General features: G+C 72.0%; 15 protein-coding genes and 1 pseudogene. 6 read left to right on the plus strand and 10 right to left on the minus strand.

What is annotated here, in order from left to right; translation table 11 throughout:
• Window positions 1-65: 65 nt before the first annotated feature.
• Together K6T13_RS13815 and K6T13_RS17490 are read left to right on the plus strand one after the other, a co-directional pair.
• A pseudogene (locus tag K6T13_RS13815) lies at window positions 66-1,571 on the plus strand (Calx-beta domain-containing protein); the annotation flags it as partial.
• Entirely contained in the window at window positions 1,453-2,208 is a 756-nt protein-coding gene (locus K6T13_RS17490) for a thrombospondin type 3 repeat-containing protein (protein ID WP_249424046.1), read from the plus strand. The pseudogene K6T13_RS13815 and the gene K6T13_RS17490, both read left to right, overlap by 119 nt.
• 28 nt (window positions 2,209-2,236) lie before the next feature.
• Here the strand turns inward: K6T13_RS17490 and K6T13_RS13820 are convergent, their stop codons facing one another.
• From K6T13_RS13820 to K6T13_RS13830, 3 genes are all read right to left on the minus strand, one after another.
• Window positions 2,237-2,875 carry an aggregation-promoting factor C-terminal-like domain-containing protein gene (locus K6T13_RS13820; protein ID WP_222895128.1) on the minus strand — a complete coding sequence of 213 codons (639 nt, stop codon included), beginning with the start codon at window positions 2,873-2,875 and terminating at the stop codon, window positions 2,237-2,239.
• A 257-nt stretch (window positions 2,876-3,132) separates the two neighbouring features.
• Window positions 3,133-4,413: an RNA 5'-3' helicase PhoH2 gene (phoH2, locus tag K6T13_RS13825; RefSeq protein ID WP_249424047.1), complete on the minus strand. Its 1,281-nt coding sequence runs from the start codon at window positions 4,411-4,413 to the stop codon at window positions 3,133-3,135.
• 377 nt (window positions 4,414-4,790) lie between these two features.
• Window positions 4,791-5,576 carry an isoprenyl transferase gene (locus K6T13_RS13830; protein ID WP_283247926.1) on the minus strand — a complete coding sequence of 262 codons (786 nt, stop codon included), beginning with the start codon at window positions 5,574-5,576 and terminating at the stop codon, window positions 4,791-4,793.
• A gap of 78 nt (window positions 5,577-5,654) precedes the next feature.
• Between K6T13_RS13830 and trhA the strand changes: the two genes are divergently transcribed.
• Window positions 5,655-6,374, plus strand: a complete 720-nt coding sequence (gene trhA, locus K6T13_RS13835) for a PAQR family membrane homeostasis protein TrhA (protein ID WP_222895130.1) — start codon at window positions 5,655-5,657, stop codon at window positions 6,372-6,374.
• 16 nt (window positions 6,375-6,390) lie between these two features.
• Here trhA and K6T13_RS13840 read toward each other — a convergent pair whose 3' ends face one another.
• The gene (locus tag K6T13_RS13840) at window positions 6,391-7,272 is read right to left on the minus strand and encodes a DUF1353 domain-containing protein (RefSeq protein ID WP_222895131.1); all 882 of its coding nucleotides are present in this window, start codon (window positions 7,270-7,272) and stop codon (window positions 6,391-6,393) included.
• A 31-nt stretch (window positions 7,273-7,303) separates the two neighbouring features.
• A complete protein-coding gene (locus tag K6T13_RS13845) occupies window positions 7,304-9,256 on the minus strand; it encodes a thioredoxin domain-containing protein (protein ID WP_222895132.1) in 1,953 nt (650 codons plus the stop codon).
• A 71-nt stretch (window positions 9,257-9,327) separates the two neighbouring features.
• Here K6T13_RS13845 and K6T13_RS13850 point away from each other — a divergent pair, with 71 nt between their 5' ends.
• Window positions 9,328-9,936, plus strand: a complete 609-nt coding sequence (locus tag K6T13_RS13850; protein ID WP_222895133.1) for a class I SAM-dependent methyltransferase — start codon at window positions 9,328-9,330, stop codon at window positions 9,934-9,936.
• Window positions 9,937-9,939: 3 nt separating this feature from the next.
• On the opposite strand, the gene K6T13_RS13855 is transcribed toward K6T13_RS13850, so the two are convergent.
• The 3 genes from K6T13_RS13855 to mca all read right to left on the minus strand — a co-directional run bounded on the left by K6T13_RS13855 (window position 9,940) and on the right by mca (window position 12,018).
• Window positions 9,940-10,797 (minus strand): endonuclease/exonuclease/phosphatase family protein, encoded by an 858-nt coding sequence (locus K6T13_RS13855; RefSeq protein WP_222895134.1) that lies wholly within the window; start codon window positions 10,795-10,797, stop codon window positions 9,940-9,942.
• Window positions 10,798-10,882: 85 nt separating this feature from the next.
• Entirely contained in the window at window positions 10,883-11,107 is a 225-nt protein-coding gene (locus tag K6T13_RS13860) for a hypothetical protein (protein WP_222895135.1), read from the minus strand.
• A gap of 26 nt (window positions 11,108-11,133) precedes the next feature.
• Complete coding sequence (mca, locus tag K6T13_RS13865) at window positions 11,134-12,018, minus strand: mycothiol conjugate amidase Mca (RefSeq protein ID WP_222895136.1); 885 nt, start codon at window positions 12,016-12,018, stop codon at window positions 11,134-11,136.
• 29 nt (window positions 12,019-12,047) lie between these two features.
• Between mca and K6T13_RS13870 the strand changes: the two genes are divergently transcribed.
• On the plus strand, window positions 12,048-12,434 hold the full coding sequence (locus K6T13_RS13870; protein WP_222895137.1) for a DUF4307 domain-containing protein: 387 nt from the start codon (window positions 12,048-12,050) through the stop codon (window positions 12,432-12,434).
• Window positions 12,435-12,580: 146 nt separating this feature from the next.
• A complete protein-coding gene (gene greA, locus K6T13_RS13875; RefSeq protein WP_222895138.1) occupies window positions 12,581-13,081 on the plus strand; it encodes a transcription elongation factor GreA in 501 nt (166 codons plus the stop codon).
• 36 nt (window positions 13,082-13,117) lie between these two features.
• On the opposite strand, the gene ilvA is transcribed toward greA, so the two are convergent.
• Together ilvA and K6T13_RS13885 are read right to left on the minus strand one after the other, a co-directional pair.
• Complete coding sequence (gene ilvA, locus K6T13_RS13880) at window positions 13,118-14,326, minus strand: threonine ammonia-lyase (protein WP_249423793.1); 1,209 nt, start codon at window positions 14,324-14,326, stop codon at window positions 13,118-13,120.
• Complete coding sequence (locus tag K6T13_RS13885; protein ID WP_222895139.1) at window positions 14,304-15,644, minus strand: AI-2E family transporter; 1,341 nt, start codon at window positions 15,642-15,644, stop codon at window positions 14,304-14,306. The genes ilvA and K6T13_RS13885 overlap by 23 nt, the downstream gene beginning before the upstream one ends.
• Window positions 15,645-15,648: the final 4 nt, after the last annotated feature.

Raw genomic sequence — 15,648 nt, forward strand, 5'->3', positions numbered from 1 at the left:
CGGGGGAACGAAGGTCGACCATGACCCACCTCGCACGGCTGCTCGCGACCGCCACCGCTGTCGCCATGGCAGTCGCACTCGCTCCGACACCCGCCAGCGCCGAGGTCTCAGCCACGGTCAGCGTGGGACCGGCCACCGCGATCGAGGGCGAAGCTCTGCAGTTCCCCGTCACGCTCTCCGACCCGCTGCCCCACACCGTCTCCGTGCAGCTCTCGACCGAGGACGGCACCGCGACCGCGGGGGCCTTTGGTGACTACATCGCTCAGACTGATGTCGAGGTCGTCTTCCCGCCAGGCACCACTGTCGCCGCTTTTGAAGTGCCGACCCGGCGAGACGGCGATGTCGAGCCGGACGAAACGCTCACGGCTAGATTCAACACTGACACCGCATCGTTGCCGCTGGAGAACACGAGCGCCACAGGGACCATCCAGGACGCCACGCCTGAGCTTCGGATCGGACCCGCCACCGCCGACGAGGGCGAGACCCTTCGGTTCCCCCTCACCCTCTCCCGCCCCAGCTCCAGCGCGATCACCGTCAGGTTCCGTACCGAGGACGGCACCGCCGTCGCCGGGGACTTTGGTGACTACGAGGCCCGATCAGACGTCTCCGTCACCTTCCTCCCAGGCACCACCAGTGCCACCTTCGACGTACCCACGCGCCTGGACTCACACACCGAGGACGACGAAACCCTCACCGCCCGCCTCACCAGCGGCGTCGGCTTCTTCGCCACCCCCGTCTTCACCGCCACCGGCACCATCCAGGACGCCACGCCGGTGTTCCGGATCGGACCCGCCACCGCCGACGAGGGCGAGACCCTGCGGTTCCCCCTCACCCTCTCCCGCCCCAGCTCCAGCGCGATCACCGTCAGGTTCCGTACCGAGGACGGCACCGCCGTCGCCGGGGACTTTGGTGACTACGAGGCCCGATCAGACGTCTCCGTCACCTTCCTCCCAGGCACCACCAGTGCCACCTTCGACGTACCCACGCGCCTGGACTCACACACCGAGGACGACGAAACCCTCACCGCCCGCCTCACCAGCGGCGTCGGCTTCTTCGCCACCCCCGTCTTCACCGCCACCGGCACCATCCAGGACGCCACGCCGGTGTTCCGGATCGGACCCGCCACCGCCGACGAGGGCGAGACCCTGCGGTTCCCCCTCACCCTCTCCCGCCCCAGCTCCAGCGCGATCACCGTCAGGTTCCGTACCGAGGACGGCACCGCCGTCGCCGGGGACTTTGGTGACTACGAGGCCCGATCAGACGTCTCCGTCACCTTCCTCCCAGGCACCACCAGTGCCACCTTCGACGTACCCACGCGCCTGGACTCACACACCGAGGACGACGAAACCCTCACCGCCCGCCTCACCAGCGGCGTCGGCTTCTTCGCCACCCCCGTCTTCACCGCCACCGGCACCATCAGGGATGTTCCCGACTCCGACGGCGACGGCGTCGCTGACACCACCGACAACTGCCCCCACACCCCCAACCCCACCCAAACCGACACCGACACCGACGGCACCGGCGACGCCTGCGACCCCGACGACGACAACGACACCGTCGACGACACCACCGACAACTGCCCCCCCCCACACCCCCAACCCCACCCAAACCGACACCGACACCGACGGCACCGGCGACGCCTGCGACCCCGACGACGACAACGACACCGTCGACGACACCACCGACAACTGCCCCCACACCCCCAACCCCACCCAAACCGACACCGACACCGACGGCACCGGCGACGCCTGCGACCCCGACGACGACAACGACACCGTCGACGACACCACCGACAACTGCCCCCACACCCCCAACCCCACCCAAACCGACACCGACGGCGATGGGGTCGGAGACGTGTGCGACGACGTACCCGGCTCGACGCCGGGGTCGGTCATCGGGCTAGGGGTCACGACGGGGGGCCAGCACATGGCGGTGACGGCTCACCATCGACGGGGGCAGAGCTTCGGCGCGGTCGCGTACCACGATCCCGCGGCCGGCCTCCGCCTGGTGTCGACGACCTTGACGTTGGTCCAGGTAGTGGGCCGCAGCGCTGTCGTGGCTGGGACGGGCCGCGTCAACGGTCAACCCGTCGAGTTCAGGCTCTCCGTCGAGGACGTGCCTGCTGGTCCGGACAGGACGCGCGTCACCTGGCGCGGGTACTCCGCTGACGGCGCGCTTGCCTGGGGCAACCTCTGGGTCCGGCCCTGAGCATTGCGGCGAGCCGGACTGAGACGGCTCAGTACCAGTTGTTGGCCTGCTTGAAGGACCAGGCGCTGCAGGGCGAGCCGTAGGCGTCGCGGATGTAGTCGAGGCCCCAGCGGATCTGAGCCTCGGCGGAGGTGTAGTAGTCCGGCGGCAGGTCGTGCATCGAGGTGAGCGCCTGCGGGATGCCGTAGGCCGACGAGGTCGGGTTGTCGGCGTCGATGCGCCAGTTGCTCTCACTGATGTAGAGCTGGTCGAGGCAGGAGAACTGGTCGGCCGAGAAGCCGTACTTCGGCAGCAGCGCCCGGGCGATGTCGCGGGGGTCGGCCTCCGAGAGCTTCTCGCTGCGGGTCACGGCCTGGCCCTCACCGGAGTCGAGCGCAGCCTCCTTGGCGTCGTCGCGACGGTCGCGGCTGTCCGAACGAGACACGACCTCGGCGCGGTCGTCCACCTCGGCCTCGGTGAGCGGGGCTGCCAGCGCGGCACCGACCTGGCTGCTGGCGACGACGTCAGCGCCGGCCAGGCCGTTGGTGACGGCCACACCGGTCGCCGCGGCAGCCACGGTCCCGAACACGGCGGTGTTGCGCACCAGCGTGCGCGGCGCAGCCTTGACCAGGGAGGTGGAGCGGGTCTGGCGGTGCCGGGGGACGTACTTCTGCTTCGCAAGTGACATGGCGCGGGGGGTGGGGGGTAGGCGTCACGGTCAGTAGATCTGCGCGACCGGCGCCCGAACGACCAAGGTCACGAATTGATCACGAAACACTCTGCAGCAGACGACCGGTGGATGCAAACCGAACCGCACAACTCAGCAGAGCGATTCTTGCCACACCGTCACACTGCGTCACACGAGGTCCCAGGAGCCACACCGGCCCCGGCGACACGGGGCGCCGGGGCCGGTGGCGGGGGCCATGGCCAGGGTGAAGGTCGAGGTCAGAGGGTGACGTGCTCGAGCATCTCGGTCACCAGCGCGGCGATCGGCGACCGCTCGCTCCGGTTGAGCGTGACGTGGGCGAAGAGCGGGTGGCCCTTGAGCTTCTCCACCACCGCCACCACGCCGTCGTGGCGCCCCACCCGGAGGTTGTCGCGCTGCGCCACGTCGTGGGTGAGCACCACCTTGGAGTTGGCGCCGATGCGCGAGAGCACGGTCAGCAGCACGTTGCGCTCGAGCGACTGCGCCTCGTCGACGATGACGAAGGCGTCGTGCAGCGACCGGCCGCGGATGTGGGTCAGCGGCAGCACCTCGAGCATCTCGCGGTGGAGGACCTCGTCGATCACCTCGCGGGAGGTGACGGCGCTCAGCGTGTCGAACACGGCCTGGGCCCACGGGTTCATCTTCTCCGCCTCGGACCCCGGCAGGTAGCCCAGCTCCTGGCCACCGACCGCGAAGAGCGGTCGGAACACGACGACCTTGCGGTGCTGGCGGCGCTCGAGCGCCGCCTCGAGACCAGCACAGAGCGCCAGCGCCGACTTGCCCGTGCCGGCCCGGCCACCGAGCGAGACGATGCCGACCTCCGGGTCGAGCAACATCTCCAGCGCGACCCGCTGCTCCGCGGAGCGGCCGTGGATCCCGAACGCCTCCCGGTCACCGCGCACCAGGTGGACCTGCTTGTCGGCGCCCACCCGGCCCAGCGCCGTACCGCGGTCAGAGAGCAGCACCAGGCCGGTGTGGCACGGAAGCTCCCGGGCCTCGGCGAGGTCGAGGGTCCCGTCGTCGTAGAGCTCGTCGAGGTCGGCAGCCGTGACGTCGAGCTCGGCCATGCCGGTCCAGCCCGTGTCGGAGTCGCTGACGGCCTCGGCGCGGTACTCCTCGGCCTGCAACCCCACGGCGGAGGCCTTGATCCGCATCGGGAGGTCCTTGGAGACCAGCACCACGTCGTGACCGTCGTTGGCGAGGTTGCGGGCCACCGCGAGGATCCGGGTGTCGTTGTCACCGAGCCGGAAGCCGGAGGGCAGCGACTGCGGGTCGGTGTGGTTGAGCTCGACGCGCACCGAACCGCCCTCGGTGCCGATCGGGACCGCCTCGTCGAGGCGGCCGTGGGTGACCCGCAGCTCGTCGAGGAGGCGGAGGGCGGACCGGGCGAAGTAGCCCAGCTCGGGGTGGTGGCGCTTGCCCTCCAGCTCGGTGATGACCACGACCGGCAGGACCACCTCGTGCTCCCCGAAGCGACGCAGCGCCGTCGGGTCGGCCAGCAGCACGCTGGTGTCGAGCACGAAGGTGCGGACCGTCGGCGGGACGGTCTGCTTGCGGGCGGAGGCCTTGCTGGTGGCGGGAGCCTTGGACTTCTGAGCCGAGGTCGGCACGATGTCACCCCTCACTGGCCGGCACGGGCACTCCTCGCCCCGGCCCGATCACACAACGATGGGCCGGGAGGAGCCCTGCAGGCCGGAGTGCCGGCCCCCTCGCAGCCCACGGGATCCCCGTGACCCTGCTCGGTCGTGACTCGCCACGAACTCTGCCTCCCAGCACGGCCAGCTTCCCCACTCGCCGTTACGGCGAAAGTACGCCGCCCCGCACCGTCGGCCCGGCCGACACGCCCGAACGAGGGGTGACGGCTCGGTGACAGCTGGGTGGGTCCGCCGGGTGCGCGTCAGGACCCGTAGCGGCGCTCACGCTGGGCGTAGGCGCGGATCGCGCGCAGGAAGTCGACACGCCGGAAGTCGGGCCAGTAGGCCTCGCAGAAGTAGAACTCCGAGCGGGCGCTCTGCCACAGCAGGAACCCACCCAGCCGCTGCTCGCCGGAGGTCCGGATGACCAGGTCGGGGTCGGGCTGGCCCTTGGTGTAGAGGTGGTCGGAGATGTGCTCCACGTCGATCAGCTGGGCGAGCTCCTCGAGGCTGGTGCCCCGCGCGGCGTGCTCGGTCAGCAGCGAGCGGACGGCGTCGGCGATCTCGCGGCGACCGCCGTACCCGACGGCGACGTTGACGAGCATCCCCTCGACGTCGCGGGTGTCGTCGGCGGCCTGCTTGAGCTTCGCCGCCGTGCCGGACGGCAGCAGGTCGAGCGCGCCCACCGGGTGGAGCCGCCAGCGGCGCTGCTCGGCGAGCGTGGCCACCGCCTCCTCGATGATCTGCAGCAGCGGCTCGAGCTCCTGCGCCGTGCGGTTGAGGTTGTCGGTCGACAGCAGCCACAGGGTGACGACCTCGACGCCGACCTCCTCGCACCAGTCGAGGAGCGGCTCGATGTTGGCGGCCCCGGCGCGGTGGCCGTGGGCGGTGTCGTGACCGACCGCCTTCGCCCAGCGTCGGTTGCCGTCGAGCATCACCCCGACGTGCTGGGGCAGCTTGTCGGGCGGCAGCGAACGGACCATCCGCGCCTCGTAGGCGGGATAGAGACGCCGGCGTACGAGGTCCTTGGCCGTGCTCCACGTCGACACCCCCCGATGGTAGTCCCGTCGGGTGATGTCGGTCCCTTTCCCTCCGCTGGTCACCCGCCCTCCCGTAGCGTGTCCGGCATGAACGACGTCGTCCGGCACGGCCTCGATCACCTGGCGGAGAACCTCTCGGAGATCAAGGCGGAGCTCAAACCCCGGCTGCGGGGCTGGCTCCACCTGGTCAACGCCCCCCTCACGCTCGCGGCCGGGATCGTGCTCATCGCCCTCTCCCCGACCGCCTCGACCCGCGCAGGGTCAGCCCTCTTCGCCGGGACCGCGGTGCTGCTGTTCACGGTCTCCGCGGTCTACCACCGCGGAACCTGGTCGCCCCCGATCCAGCGGTTCCTCAAGAGGTTCGACCACGCCAACATCTTCCTGCTGATCGCCGGTTCCTACACGCCGTTCACGCTGCTGCTGCTCCAGGGTGTCGAGCGGATCGTGCTGCTCGCGACGGTGTGGGGCGGCGCCATCCTCGGTGTCGCGTTCCGGGTCCTCTGGCCCGACGCGCCGCGCTGGCTCTACACCCCGATCTACGTCGCCCTCGGCTGGGCGGCCGTGTTCTTCATGCCTGGCTTCGCGGAGGGTGCGCGCGGGCTGGGCGTCGGGATGGGGACCGCCGTGCTGGTCCTCGTCATCGTGGGTGGCGCCCTCTACACCCTCGGCGGCGTGGTCTACGGCCTCCAGCGTCCCGACCCGTGGCCGCGCTGGTTCGGGTTCCACGAGGTGTTCCACACGCTGACCATCCTGGCGTTCATCACCCACTACGTCGGGGTCTCGCTCGCGACGTACTCGCTGCGCTGACGTGCCCCCCGGCCGGCTAGGTCAGGGTGTAGGTGAGCGCGACCAGCAGGCTGACCGCGCCCACGGCCGCAGCCACGGCCAGAGCCCCCCGCGGCGACCGCTGTGCCAGCCGCTCGACCCCTTGGTAGAGGGCGGTCAACGCCAATAGGGCCGCCGTCACGTGGAGCAGCACCGCGAGCAGCACCCCCAGCACCATCCCGGCGACCCGGAACCGACCCCACGTCAGTCCGAGCACCAGGGGCACGACGACCGCCACCGACAGCCCGCCGACCAGCTCGGACCACCACGGCCGCTCCCCCATCCACGGCAGCACCGTCGCGAGGTCGACCAGGTCGATCGTGGCCAGCACGCCGAGCAGCACCACGAGTCCGAGGGACCCGGCGGCAGCCACCCGGTAGTAGGTCCAGCGGGAGCGTGACCAGGCGGCGGACCCCACGAAGATCGTGGCGGCGGCGACCGCCGACCAGACGACCCAGCGGCGGACGACGCCGGTGCCGGTGTCGGCCATCGCGTCGCGGAAGACCCGGTCGGCGACGTCGCGCGTGACCACGTGGCCCGCCTTCGAGACGTAGGAGACCGCGTCGTCCTCGCCGGCGACCAGGCCGTCGTGGAGCAGCGCCGCCGGGAGGTGGGCACCGGTGCGGGGCACGAGCCAGGTGAACAGCCACGGGACGGAGGTCAGGTCGGTGCGGAACTCGACGCTGGCAGGGACGACCAGCTCGCCGAGCTCGCGGTCGGCGTAGGCGATCGCCCGCTCCATCTCGAAGCACTCCACGCCGTCGCGGACGTGACGCTCCAGGACGACCTGCGGCTCCTCGTGGGGAACCGGTGGCGAGCCGCCGATGGGGCCACCGTCGTAGAAGCGCCCGGGCTGCGCGTCGACCGGTTCGGGCTGCATGCCTCCACTGTCGCACCGATCGCCGACAGCGTCAGCGGCGCAGCGCCTCCGGATCGGTGACCGGCCGCTCGCAGACCAGTCCCCGGCAGACGTACGCCGCCGGGCGGCCGTCGACGGCGTCGCGGCCCACCAGCAGCGGGATGTCGTCGCGGGGCCCGTCGGCCACGACCACGACCGCCCCGGGGCGTCGCCGCGCCACGCGCGCCAGCGCGTCACGCTCCGCCCCGGCGGGGCCGACGACGGCGATCTCCTCGGGACCGTCGAGCATCCGCTGCGCCGCCGCCAGCGACCAGCCCGCGAACCGCGGCGCCCGCTCGGCGAGCTGGGCCACCGAGGCCAGCGCGGCCTCGGCCGCGTCGCGGTGGCGGCCGGAGCCGGTGAGCGCGGCGTACGTGCTCAGGGCGTGCACCATCGACGACAGCCCGGAGGGAGAGGCGTTGTCGGACGGGTCGCGGGGTCGGGCGACGAGCTGCTCGGCGTCATCGGCCGTGTCGTTGAAGCCGCCGTCGCCTGCCGCGAAGTGGTCGAGGGCCGCGTCGACCACCGCGCCGGCACGCTCGAGCCACACCGGGTCGCCGGTCGCCTGGAGCAGGTCGAGGAACCCGGTCGCCACGCAGCCGTGGTCCTCGAGCACCCCGGCCGGCGTGCCGACCACGCCGTCGCGCGACACGCGGCGGAGCCGGCCGTGGTCCGCGTGGACCCGCCACAGCAGGTCCGCGGCGGCCACGGCCGCGTCGAGGTCGCGCGGCCGGTCGAGCAGGGTGCCCGAGGCGCAGAGGCCGCTGATCGCCAGGCCGTTCCAGGCCGCGACCACCTTGTCGTCGCGGGCGGGCCGCACGCGTCGCGCGCGGGCCTCCAGCAGCCGCTGCCGGCAGCGCGTCCAGCGGTCGGGGTCCTCGGGTTCCTCCCTCAGCTGCAGCACGGACGTGCCGTGCTCGAAGGTGCCGGCCGTGGTGACGCCGAGCAGCCGCGCCGCCCACGGCCCGTCGTCGGGCCCGAGGACGTCGGTGAGCTGCTCCGGTGTCCAGACGTAGTAGGTGCCCTCGGCGCCCTCGGAGTCGGCGTCCAGCGCGGAGGCGAAGCCGCCCTCGCCGGTGCGCAGCTCTGCGAGCAGGAAGTCGGCGATGCCGGCGACGGCCCGACGGCCGAGGTCCGTCTCCCACCGGGCGTAGGCCTGCAGCAGCAGGGCGTTGTCGTAGAGCATCTTCTCGAAGTGGGGCACCACCCACTCGCTGTCGACGCTGTAGCGGGCGAAGCCGCCTCCGAGCTGGTCGTGGATGCCGCCGCGGGCCATCGCCTCGAGGGTGCGGGCCGCCATCGCGTGCTCCGCCTCGCCGTCCCGGAGCAGCAGGAAGGCGAGCACCATCGAGGGCGGGAACTTCGGTGCACCGCCGAAGCCGGCACTCCGCTCGTCGAACTCGCGGCGCAGCAGCGTCACAGCGGCTGTGAGCGTGTCCTCGCCCACCGGCGCAGGAGTGGTGGCGAGCGACTGGTTGAGGTGGGCGCGCAGGTTGCCGGCCACCCGGCGTACCTCGTCGCCGCGGGTGCGCCACGCGTCGACCAGTGCCTCGAGCAGCTGGCGGAAGCTGGGCTGCCCGTGCCGCGGCTGGTCGGGGAAGTAGGTGCCGGCGAAGAACGGGTTGCCGTCGTGGTCGAGCACGCAGGTCATCGGCCAGCCGCCGTGGCCGGTCATCGCGGTGGTGGCGTTCATGTAGACCGCGTCGACGTCGGGTCGCTCCTCGCGGTCCACCTTGACGCTGACGAAGTGCTCGTTGAGGTAGGCCGCCGTCGCCTCGTCCTCGAAGGACTCGTGCGCCATCACGTGGCACCAGTGGCAGGCGGCGTACCCGACGCTCAGCAGGACCGGGACGTCTCGACGGCGAGCCTCCGCGAACGCCTCGCTCCCCCACTCCCACCAGTCGACAGGGTTTTCGGCGTGCTGGAGCAGGTACGGCGAGGTCGCGCCGGCCAACCGGTTGGGCATGACCCGACCGTACGGCGCACCCGGGTAGGCGGTCAGCCCCGGGCGACCGGAGACGGTGCTTGGATGGAGGTGTGGACGCGCAGGCCTGGGACGAGCGGTACGCCGCGAGCGACCTGGTGTGGTCGGCCGAGCCCAACCGGTTCGTGGCTGCCGAGTGCGCCGACCTGTCGCCGGGTCGGGCGGTCGACCTCGCGGCGGGCGAGGGACGCAACGCGATCTGGCTGGCCCGCCGGGGCTGGGACGTGACCGCGGTCGACTTCTCGCAGGTCGGCCTCGACAAGGGCCGACGGCTGGCCGGCGACACCCGGGTGGACTGGGTCCGCGGCGACGCGACGACGTGGCGGCCGGGCGCGCCCGTGGACCTCGTCGTGCTCGCCTACCTGCAGCTGCCCGCCGACACGCGTCGCGCCGCCCACCGCAACGGGTTCACGGCCCTCGCGCCCGGCGGCACCATGCTGGTGGTGGCACACGACTCCACCAACCTCACCGAGGGCACGGGCGGCCCCCAGGACGCGTCGGTGCTGATGACGGCCGAGGACGTGCTGGCGGACCTCGCCGACCTGGACCCCGAGGTGGTGCGGGCCGAGCGGGTGTCGCGGCTCGTCGCCCCGGGTGACGACCACCGCGGGGAAGCCGCCCGGACCGCCTGGGACTGCCTGGTCCGCGTACGCCGCCGCTGAGCGTCAGCGACGCTTCCGCAGGCGCGCCACCGCGGTGTGGAGCGGGTGGTCGCTGACCTCGACCCGCCGCGCGTCGTAGTCCCGCCAGCCGAGCCGGCCGCCGCCCATGATCCAGTCGATGTAGGTCGGCCGCGGCGGGGTGCACCGCTTGTCCGTCGTCCGACCGCCGTTGGCCGCGCGCGCGTCCGTGCGACGGGTGACCTTGCAGAACCACTCCCGCCGCTCGTTGGCGTCGCCGAGGATCATCACCGGGCCGCCGCGCTCCCGCAGCCGGTTGTAGAGCCGCAGCTGCTTGCGGGTGGCGCTGTCGCGGTCGGCCTCCTGGTCGCGGGGCGAGTTGTGGACGTCGATGACGAAGAACCGGCGCCCGGTCCGCTCCTCCTTGAGCCGCACCCACGGCACCGGCCGCTCGAACCCGCTGAACGTGGTCTCGATCGACCCGTGGTCGACGAGGTCGAAGCGTGCCTTGCGCCAGGCGATCTGGAGTCGCAGCCCCTGGCCGCCGTACCGCTTCCCCGGCCAGATCCGGTAGCGCGGCAGCTTCTTCCGCAGCCAGCGCAGCTGGTCGTCCTGGACCTCCTGCATCGCCAGCACCTTCAGCTTCTGCTTCCGGATGAGCCGGGCGGTCCGGAAGGTGCGCTTCTTGTCGCCGCCGCGGGTGTGGTTGCTGCCGAGGATGTTGAGGGTGCCGACCTTGAACAATCGGTCCTCGGCTCGCACCTTGGCGGCCGGAGCCGGGCGTGGGAGCGGGTCGGGGCCGGCCGCGACAGCCACGAGCGGGAGCGCCAGCGCGCCGGCGGCGAGCAGCGCGACGAGGGTGGCGACGAGGGACGTACGGGGGGTCAGGCGTCGGGGGGACACCGCTTCACGATACGCACGCGACGCCGTGCACGTGTCAACTCCGGCGGGGCGGTTCCCTGAGTCGGGCTGTTGGCAGGACGGCGCGTCAGTCCTGCGAGTCGGTCCTGTGGTCGACGGGCTCGTCGCCGTAGACGCCGGCGTCCTTGGCCTGCTGCGCCTTGCGCAGCTGCTTGACCAGGCTGAAGCCGAGCAGGACCACAGCGGCGATCAGCAGGAGGAAGATCGCGAAGGCGACCCAGCCCGCGCGGACGTCCTCCGGCTCGGGCCCCTCCTCCACCATCGGGAGGAGCGTGGTCAGCAGCATCAGCATGGGTCCAGTGTCTCAGGCCGGACCACTCACCGCGGTGTCGGGATCCCGGCGAAGAGGTCGTCCTCCGGCGTGGGTGCGTCGACGTGGGACACGACGAGCTCGTAGTCCTCGGTGGGCCAGGCCTTCTCCTGGATCTCCCGCGGGATGGCGAACCAGTGGCCGTCGGGGTCGATCTGGGTCGCGTGGGCGAGCAGGGCCTGGTCGCGGACCCCGAAGTAGTCGGCGCAGGGCACGCGCGTGGTGATCCGGGCGTCCCACTCCGGCTCCGGCACCCACTCCTTGAGCCGCTCGGCGTAGGGCGACTCGAGCGCGTGGGCCAGCATCGCGTCGTGGAGCGCCTGCGTGCGCGGCCGGTTGAACGAGTGGTGGTAGTAGAGCTTCAGCGGCTGCCACGGCTCACCGAGGTCGGGGTAGGCGGCGGCGTCGCCGGCGGCGTGGAAGGCCGCGACCGCCACCCGGTTGCACTGCACGTGGTCGGGGTGCGGGTAGCCGCCGCGCTCGTCGTACGTCGTCACGACGTGGGGTCGGAACTCGCGCATCAGCCGGACCAGGGGGACCGCCGCCTCCTCCACGGGGATCCGCGCGAAGCAGCCCTCCGGCAGCGGCGGCTTCGGGTCACCCTCGGGCCACCCCGAGTCGACGAAACCGAGCCAGTCCTGGCGCACGCCGAGGATGTCGCGGGCCCGCTCCATCTCCTGCCGGCGCACCTCGGAGATGTTGGCGAGGATCTCGGGACGGTCCATCTTCGGGTTGAGGATGGATCCCCGCTCGCCGCCCGTGCAGGTGACCACGTGCACGTCGACGCCCTCGTCGACGTAGCGCGCGGTCGAGGCGGCCCCCTTGCTCGACTCGTCGTCGGGGTGGGCGTGCACGTGCATCAGGCGGAAGCCTGCCCGGGGGCGCTGCGACATGCGGGAAGTCTATGGGCGACGATTGAGGCATGACCTCCCTGGCCGAGCGCTACGGGTCCCCGTCGCGGGGTCGCCGCCGGCTCGGGCTGGTCCTGGTGGCCGCGGTCGTGGCGGTCGCGGCGGGCTGGCTGGCCTGGGCCACGTGGTTCCACGCCACTCCCGCGGTGCAGTCGGACCAGCTGGGCTACGAGGTGGTCGACGACAACACCGCGGTCGCCGTGGTGCAGGTCCGGCTCGAGGACGGCGTGACGGCCAGCTGCCGCGTCCGTGCCTTCGCCGAGGACCACGTCACCGTCGGGGAGCTGGCCTTCGAGCCCGAGCCGGGCCGCAACGAGGTGCGGGTCCGGACCGAGCGTCGGGCCACCAACGTCACCCTCCTCGGGTGCACCGCACCGGGCCAGCCACGGCCCCGGTGAGGCTCTCGACCTGAATTTGTCACGCGTCCTTGCTAACCTGTGGGCTACACGACATCCCGCAGGGCCGCCAGCAGCCTGGACCGTGACTCATCACGAGGGCCCAGCGGGTTTTGCTTTTTCTCAGGACCAGGCAGGAGATGACACCCATGACGCAGTCCGCACAGCCGACTCAGGTCTGGCTGACCCAGAAGACCTACGACCGGCTCAACGCCGAGCTCGAGGATCTGCGGGGTCCCCGGCGCCAGGAGGTCATCGAGCGCATCAGCGCCGCCCGCGACGAGGGCGACCTCAAGGAGAACGGCGGCTACCACGCGGCCAAGGACGAGCAGGGCAAGATCGAGGCCCGCATCATCCAGCTCGAGGAGATGCTCAGCCAGGCCAGCACCGAGACCTCCGACGACGACGGCGTCGTCTCCCCGGGCAAGCTGGTGACCTACCGCTACGCCGGTGACGACGAGGACGAGCAGTTCCTCCTCGGGGCCCGGGAGGTCGACGACGATCACGAGGACGTCGAGGTCTTCTCGCCGCAGTCCCCGCTCGGCTCCGCCATGGTGGGCGCCACCCGGGGCTCGACGGTCGACTTCGAGGCTCCCAACGGCAAGACCCTCAAGATCGAGGTCGTCGACGCCGTCCCCTTCCGGGAGTGACCCGCCGGGAGTGACCCGCCGACCGGGCCCGCCCAGTCACTCGAAGACGCGGTAGCCACACTCGCGGAGGCGGGTCATCACGCGCTCCGCGTGCGGCTCCCCCCGGGTCTCCATCTGGATCCGGACCTCGACCTCGTCGATGTCCAGGCTGGGGGAGATCCGCTCGTGGGCGACCTCGAGGATGTTGGCGCCCGCCTCCCCCAGCTCCGTCAGCAGCCGCGCCAGGCCGCCGGGCCGGTCGGGGATGTTGACGCGCAGGTAGAGGTAGCGGCCGGCCGAGGCCATGCCGTGCCGGATCACCTTGCCCAGCAGCAGCGGGTCGATGTTGCCGCCGGAGAGCACCGCGACCGTCGGCGTCTCGTACGCCGTCGGGTCGTCGAGCAGGGCCGCCACCGCGGCCGCACCGGCCGGTTCGACCACCATCTTGGCGCGCTCGATCAGCGCCAGCAGCGCCTGGGAGAGCGACTCCTCCGACACGGTGACCACGTCGTCGACGTAGTCCCGCACCGCGGCGAAGGTGACATCGCCGGGCAGGCCGACCGCGATGCCGTCGGCCATGGTCGACATCGACTCCAGCGCCCGGGGCGACCCCGCCGCGAGCGAACCCGGGAACGCGGCCGCACCCTCGGCCTGGATCCCGACCACCCGGACGTCGGGCTTGTGGGTCTTGACGGCGAGCGCGATGCCGGCCAGGAGGCCACCACCACCGGTCGGGACCATCACGGTCCGGACCTCGGGCGCCTGCTCCAGGATCTCCAGCCCGCAGCTGGCCTGGCCGGCCACGATGTCGACGTGGTCGAAGGGGTGGATCAGCACCGCGCCGGTCTCCTCGGAGAACTCGCGGGCCCGCTTCAGCGCGTTCTCGAGGTAGCGCCCCTCGAAGACCACGTCGGCGCCGTAGGCACGGGTGGCCTTCTCCTTGGGGATCGGCGCGCCCTCCGGCATGAAGACCGTCGCCTTGATGCCCAGCATCTGCGCTGCCAGGGCCACGCCCTGGGCGTGGTTGCCGGCCGACGCCGCCACCACCCCGGCGGAGCGCTCCTCGTCGCTGAGCCTGGCCATCCGGACGTAGGCGCCCCGGGCCTTGAACGAGCCGGTGCGCTGGAGGTTCTCGCACTTCAGCTTCACGGGCCCGCCCGCCAGGGCGGAGAGCCACCGCGACTCCTCCATCGGAGTCGTGACCGCGACGCCCTCGAGCAGCTCGCGGGCACGCACCATGTCCTCAGGACTCGGCAGGTCGGTCACCGTTGCTTCCTTCCGTGTCGGGCGGGTCTGCCCCCACCTCGTCGTAGTCCTCCTCGAGCTCCCGCTCGGGGTCGCCGGACCCCACCTCGGTGTAGCTGGCCAGGTGCTGGACCACCGCGTTGCCGGCCGCGACGAGCGGTACGGCGATGAGCGCCCCGGCGATGCCGGCCACGAGCACCCCGCAGCCGATCGCGAGGATCACGCCGAGGGGGTGGATCGACACGAAGCGGCCCATGAGGAACGGCTGGAGCACGTGACCCTCGATCTGCTGGACCAGGATCACGCCGCCCAGCATGAGCAGCGCCGTGATCGGTCCCTGGTCGACGAGCGCGACCAGCACGGCGACGGCGCCTGCGATCGTCGCCCCGACCATCGGGACGAACGCGCCGAGGAACACCAGGACCCCGATCGCGAGCACGAACGGCACGCCGAGCACGGCGGCCACGATCATCACCCCGGCCGCGTCGACGGCCGCCACCAGCACCGTCGCCCGGACGAACTTCGTCAGGCTGCCCCAGGCCACCCGGCCGCTGGTGTCGACGCGTTCGCGCGCCGCCCGCGGGGCGAGCCGCACCACCCAGGACCAGATCCGCTCGCCGTCGGCCAGGAAGAAGTAGGTGGCGAACAGCACGATGAAGAAGCCGGCGACCACGTGGCCGACCGCGGTACCGACCTCGAGGGTCCGGGTCAGGACACCGCCCTCCTCGGTGCTGGCCGTGATCGCCTCCTGCATCCCCTGCAGGGTCTCGTTGATCTGCGACTCACTGGCCTGGAGCGGGCCGGTCTGCAACCAGGTGCTGATCCGCCCGATGCCGTCGGCGACCGAGTCGGCGAGGTCGGCGGCACCCACGGCCACCTGCTGGCCCACGAAGGTCAGCAGCAGACCCACGCTGCCCAGGCCCACCAGCACGACCACCAGCGAGCCGAGCCCGCTGGGCACACCCCACCGGCTGAGTCGGCGTACGGCGGGCGAGCTGAGGGCCGCGGCCAGCAGCGCCACGGCCAGGGGCACGGTGATGACCGCGAAGTAGGCCAGGAGCCAGAGCACGATGTAGGCGGCGCCGGCGATCACGAGAAACCGCCAGGCCCAGGAGGCGGCGAGGTCGACGCCGTAGGGGACCTGGGCGCGCTCGAGGTTGCTCACGCCGGCGGTGATGGGGGGCGGGGCGGCACGACGCTCGGCCCGGGCCTCCGCCCATTGCTGCACGAACCGCTCGGCGAGGCTGTCGTCCTGCCCGCGGTTGAACCGCGCCAGCAGCCGCCGGCGCTGCTCCTCGGCGCCCTCCGGCTCCGGCGGGGGGCTGGCCTCGGTGGTCACGCCG

Source organism: Nocardioides coralli, assembly GCF_019880385.1.
Taxonomy (GTDB): Bacteria; Actinomycetota; Actinomycetes; order Propionibacteriales; family Nocardioidaceae; genus Nocardioides; species Nocardioides coralli.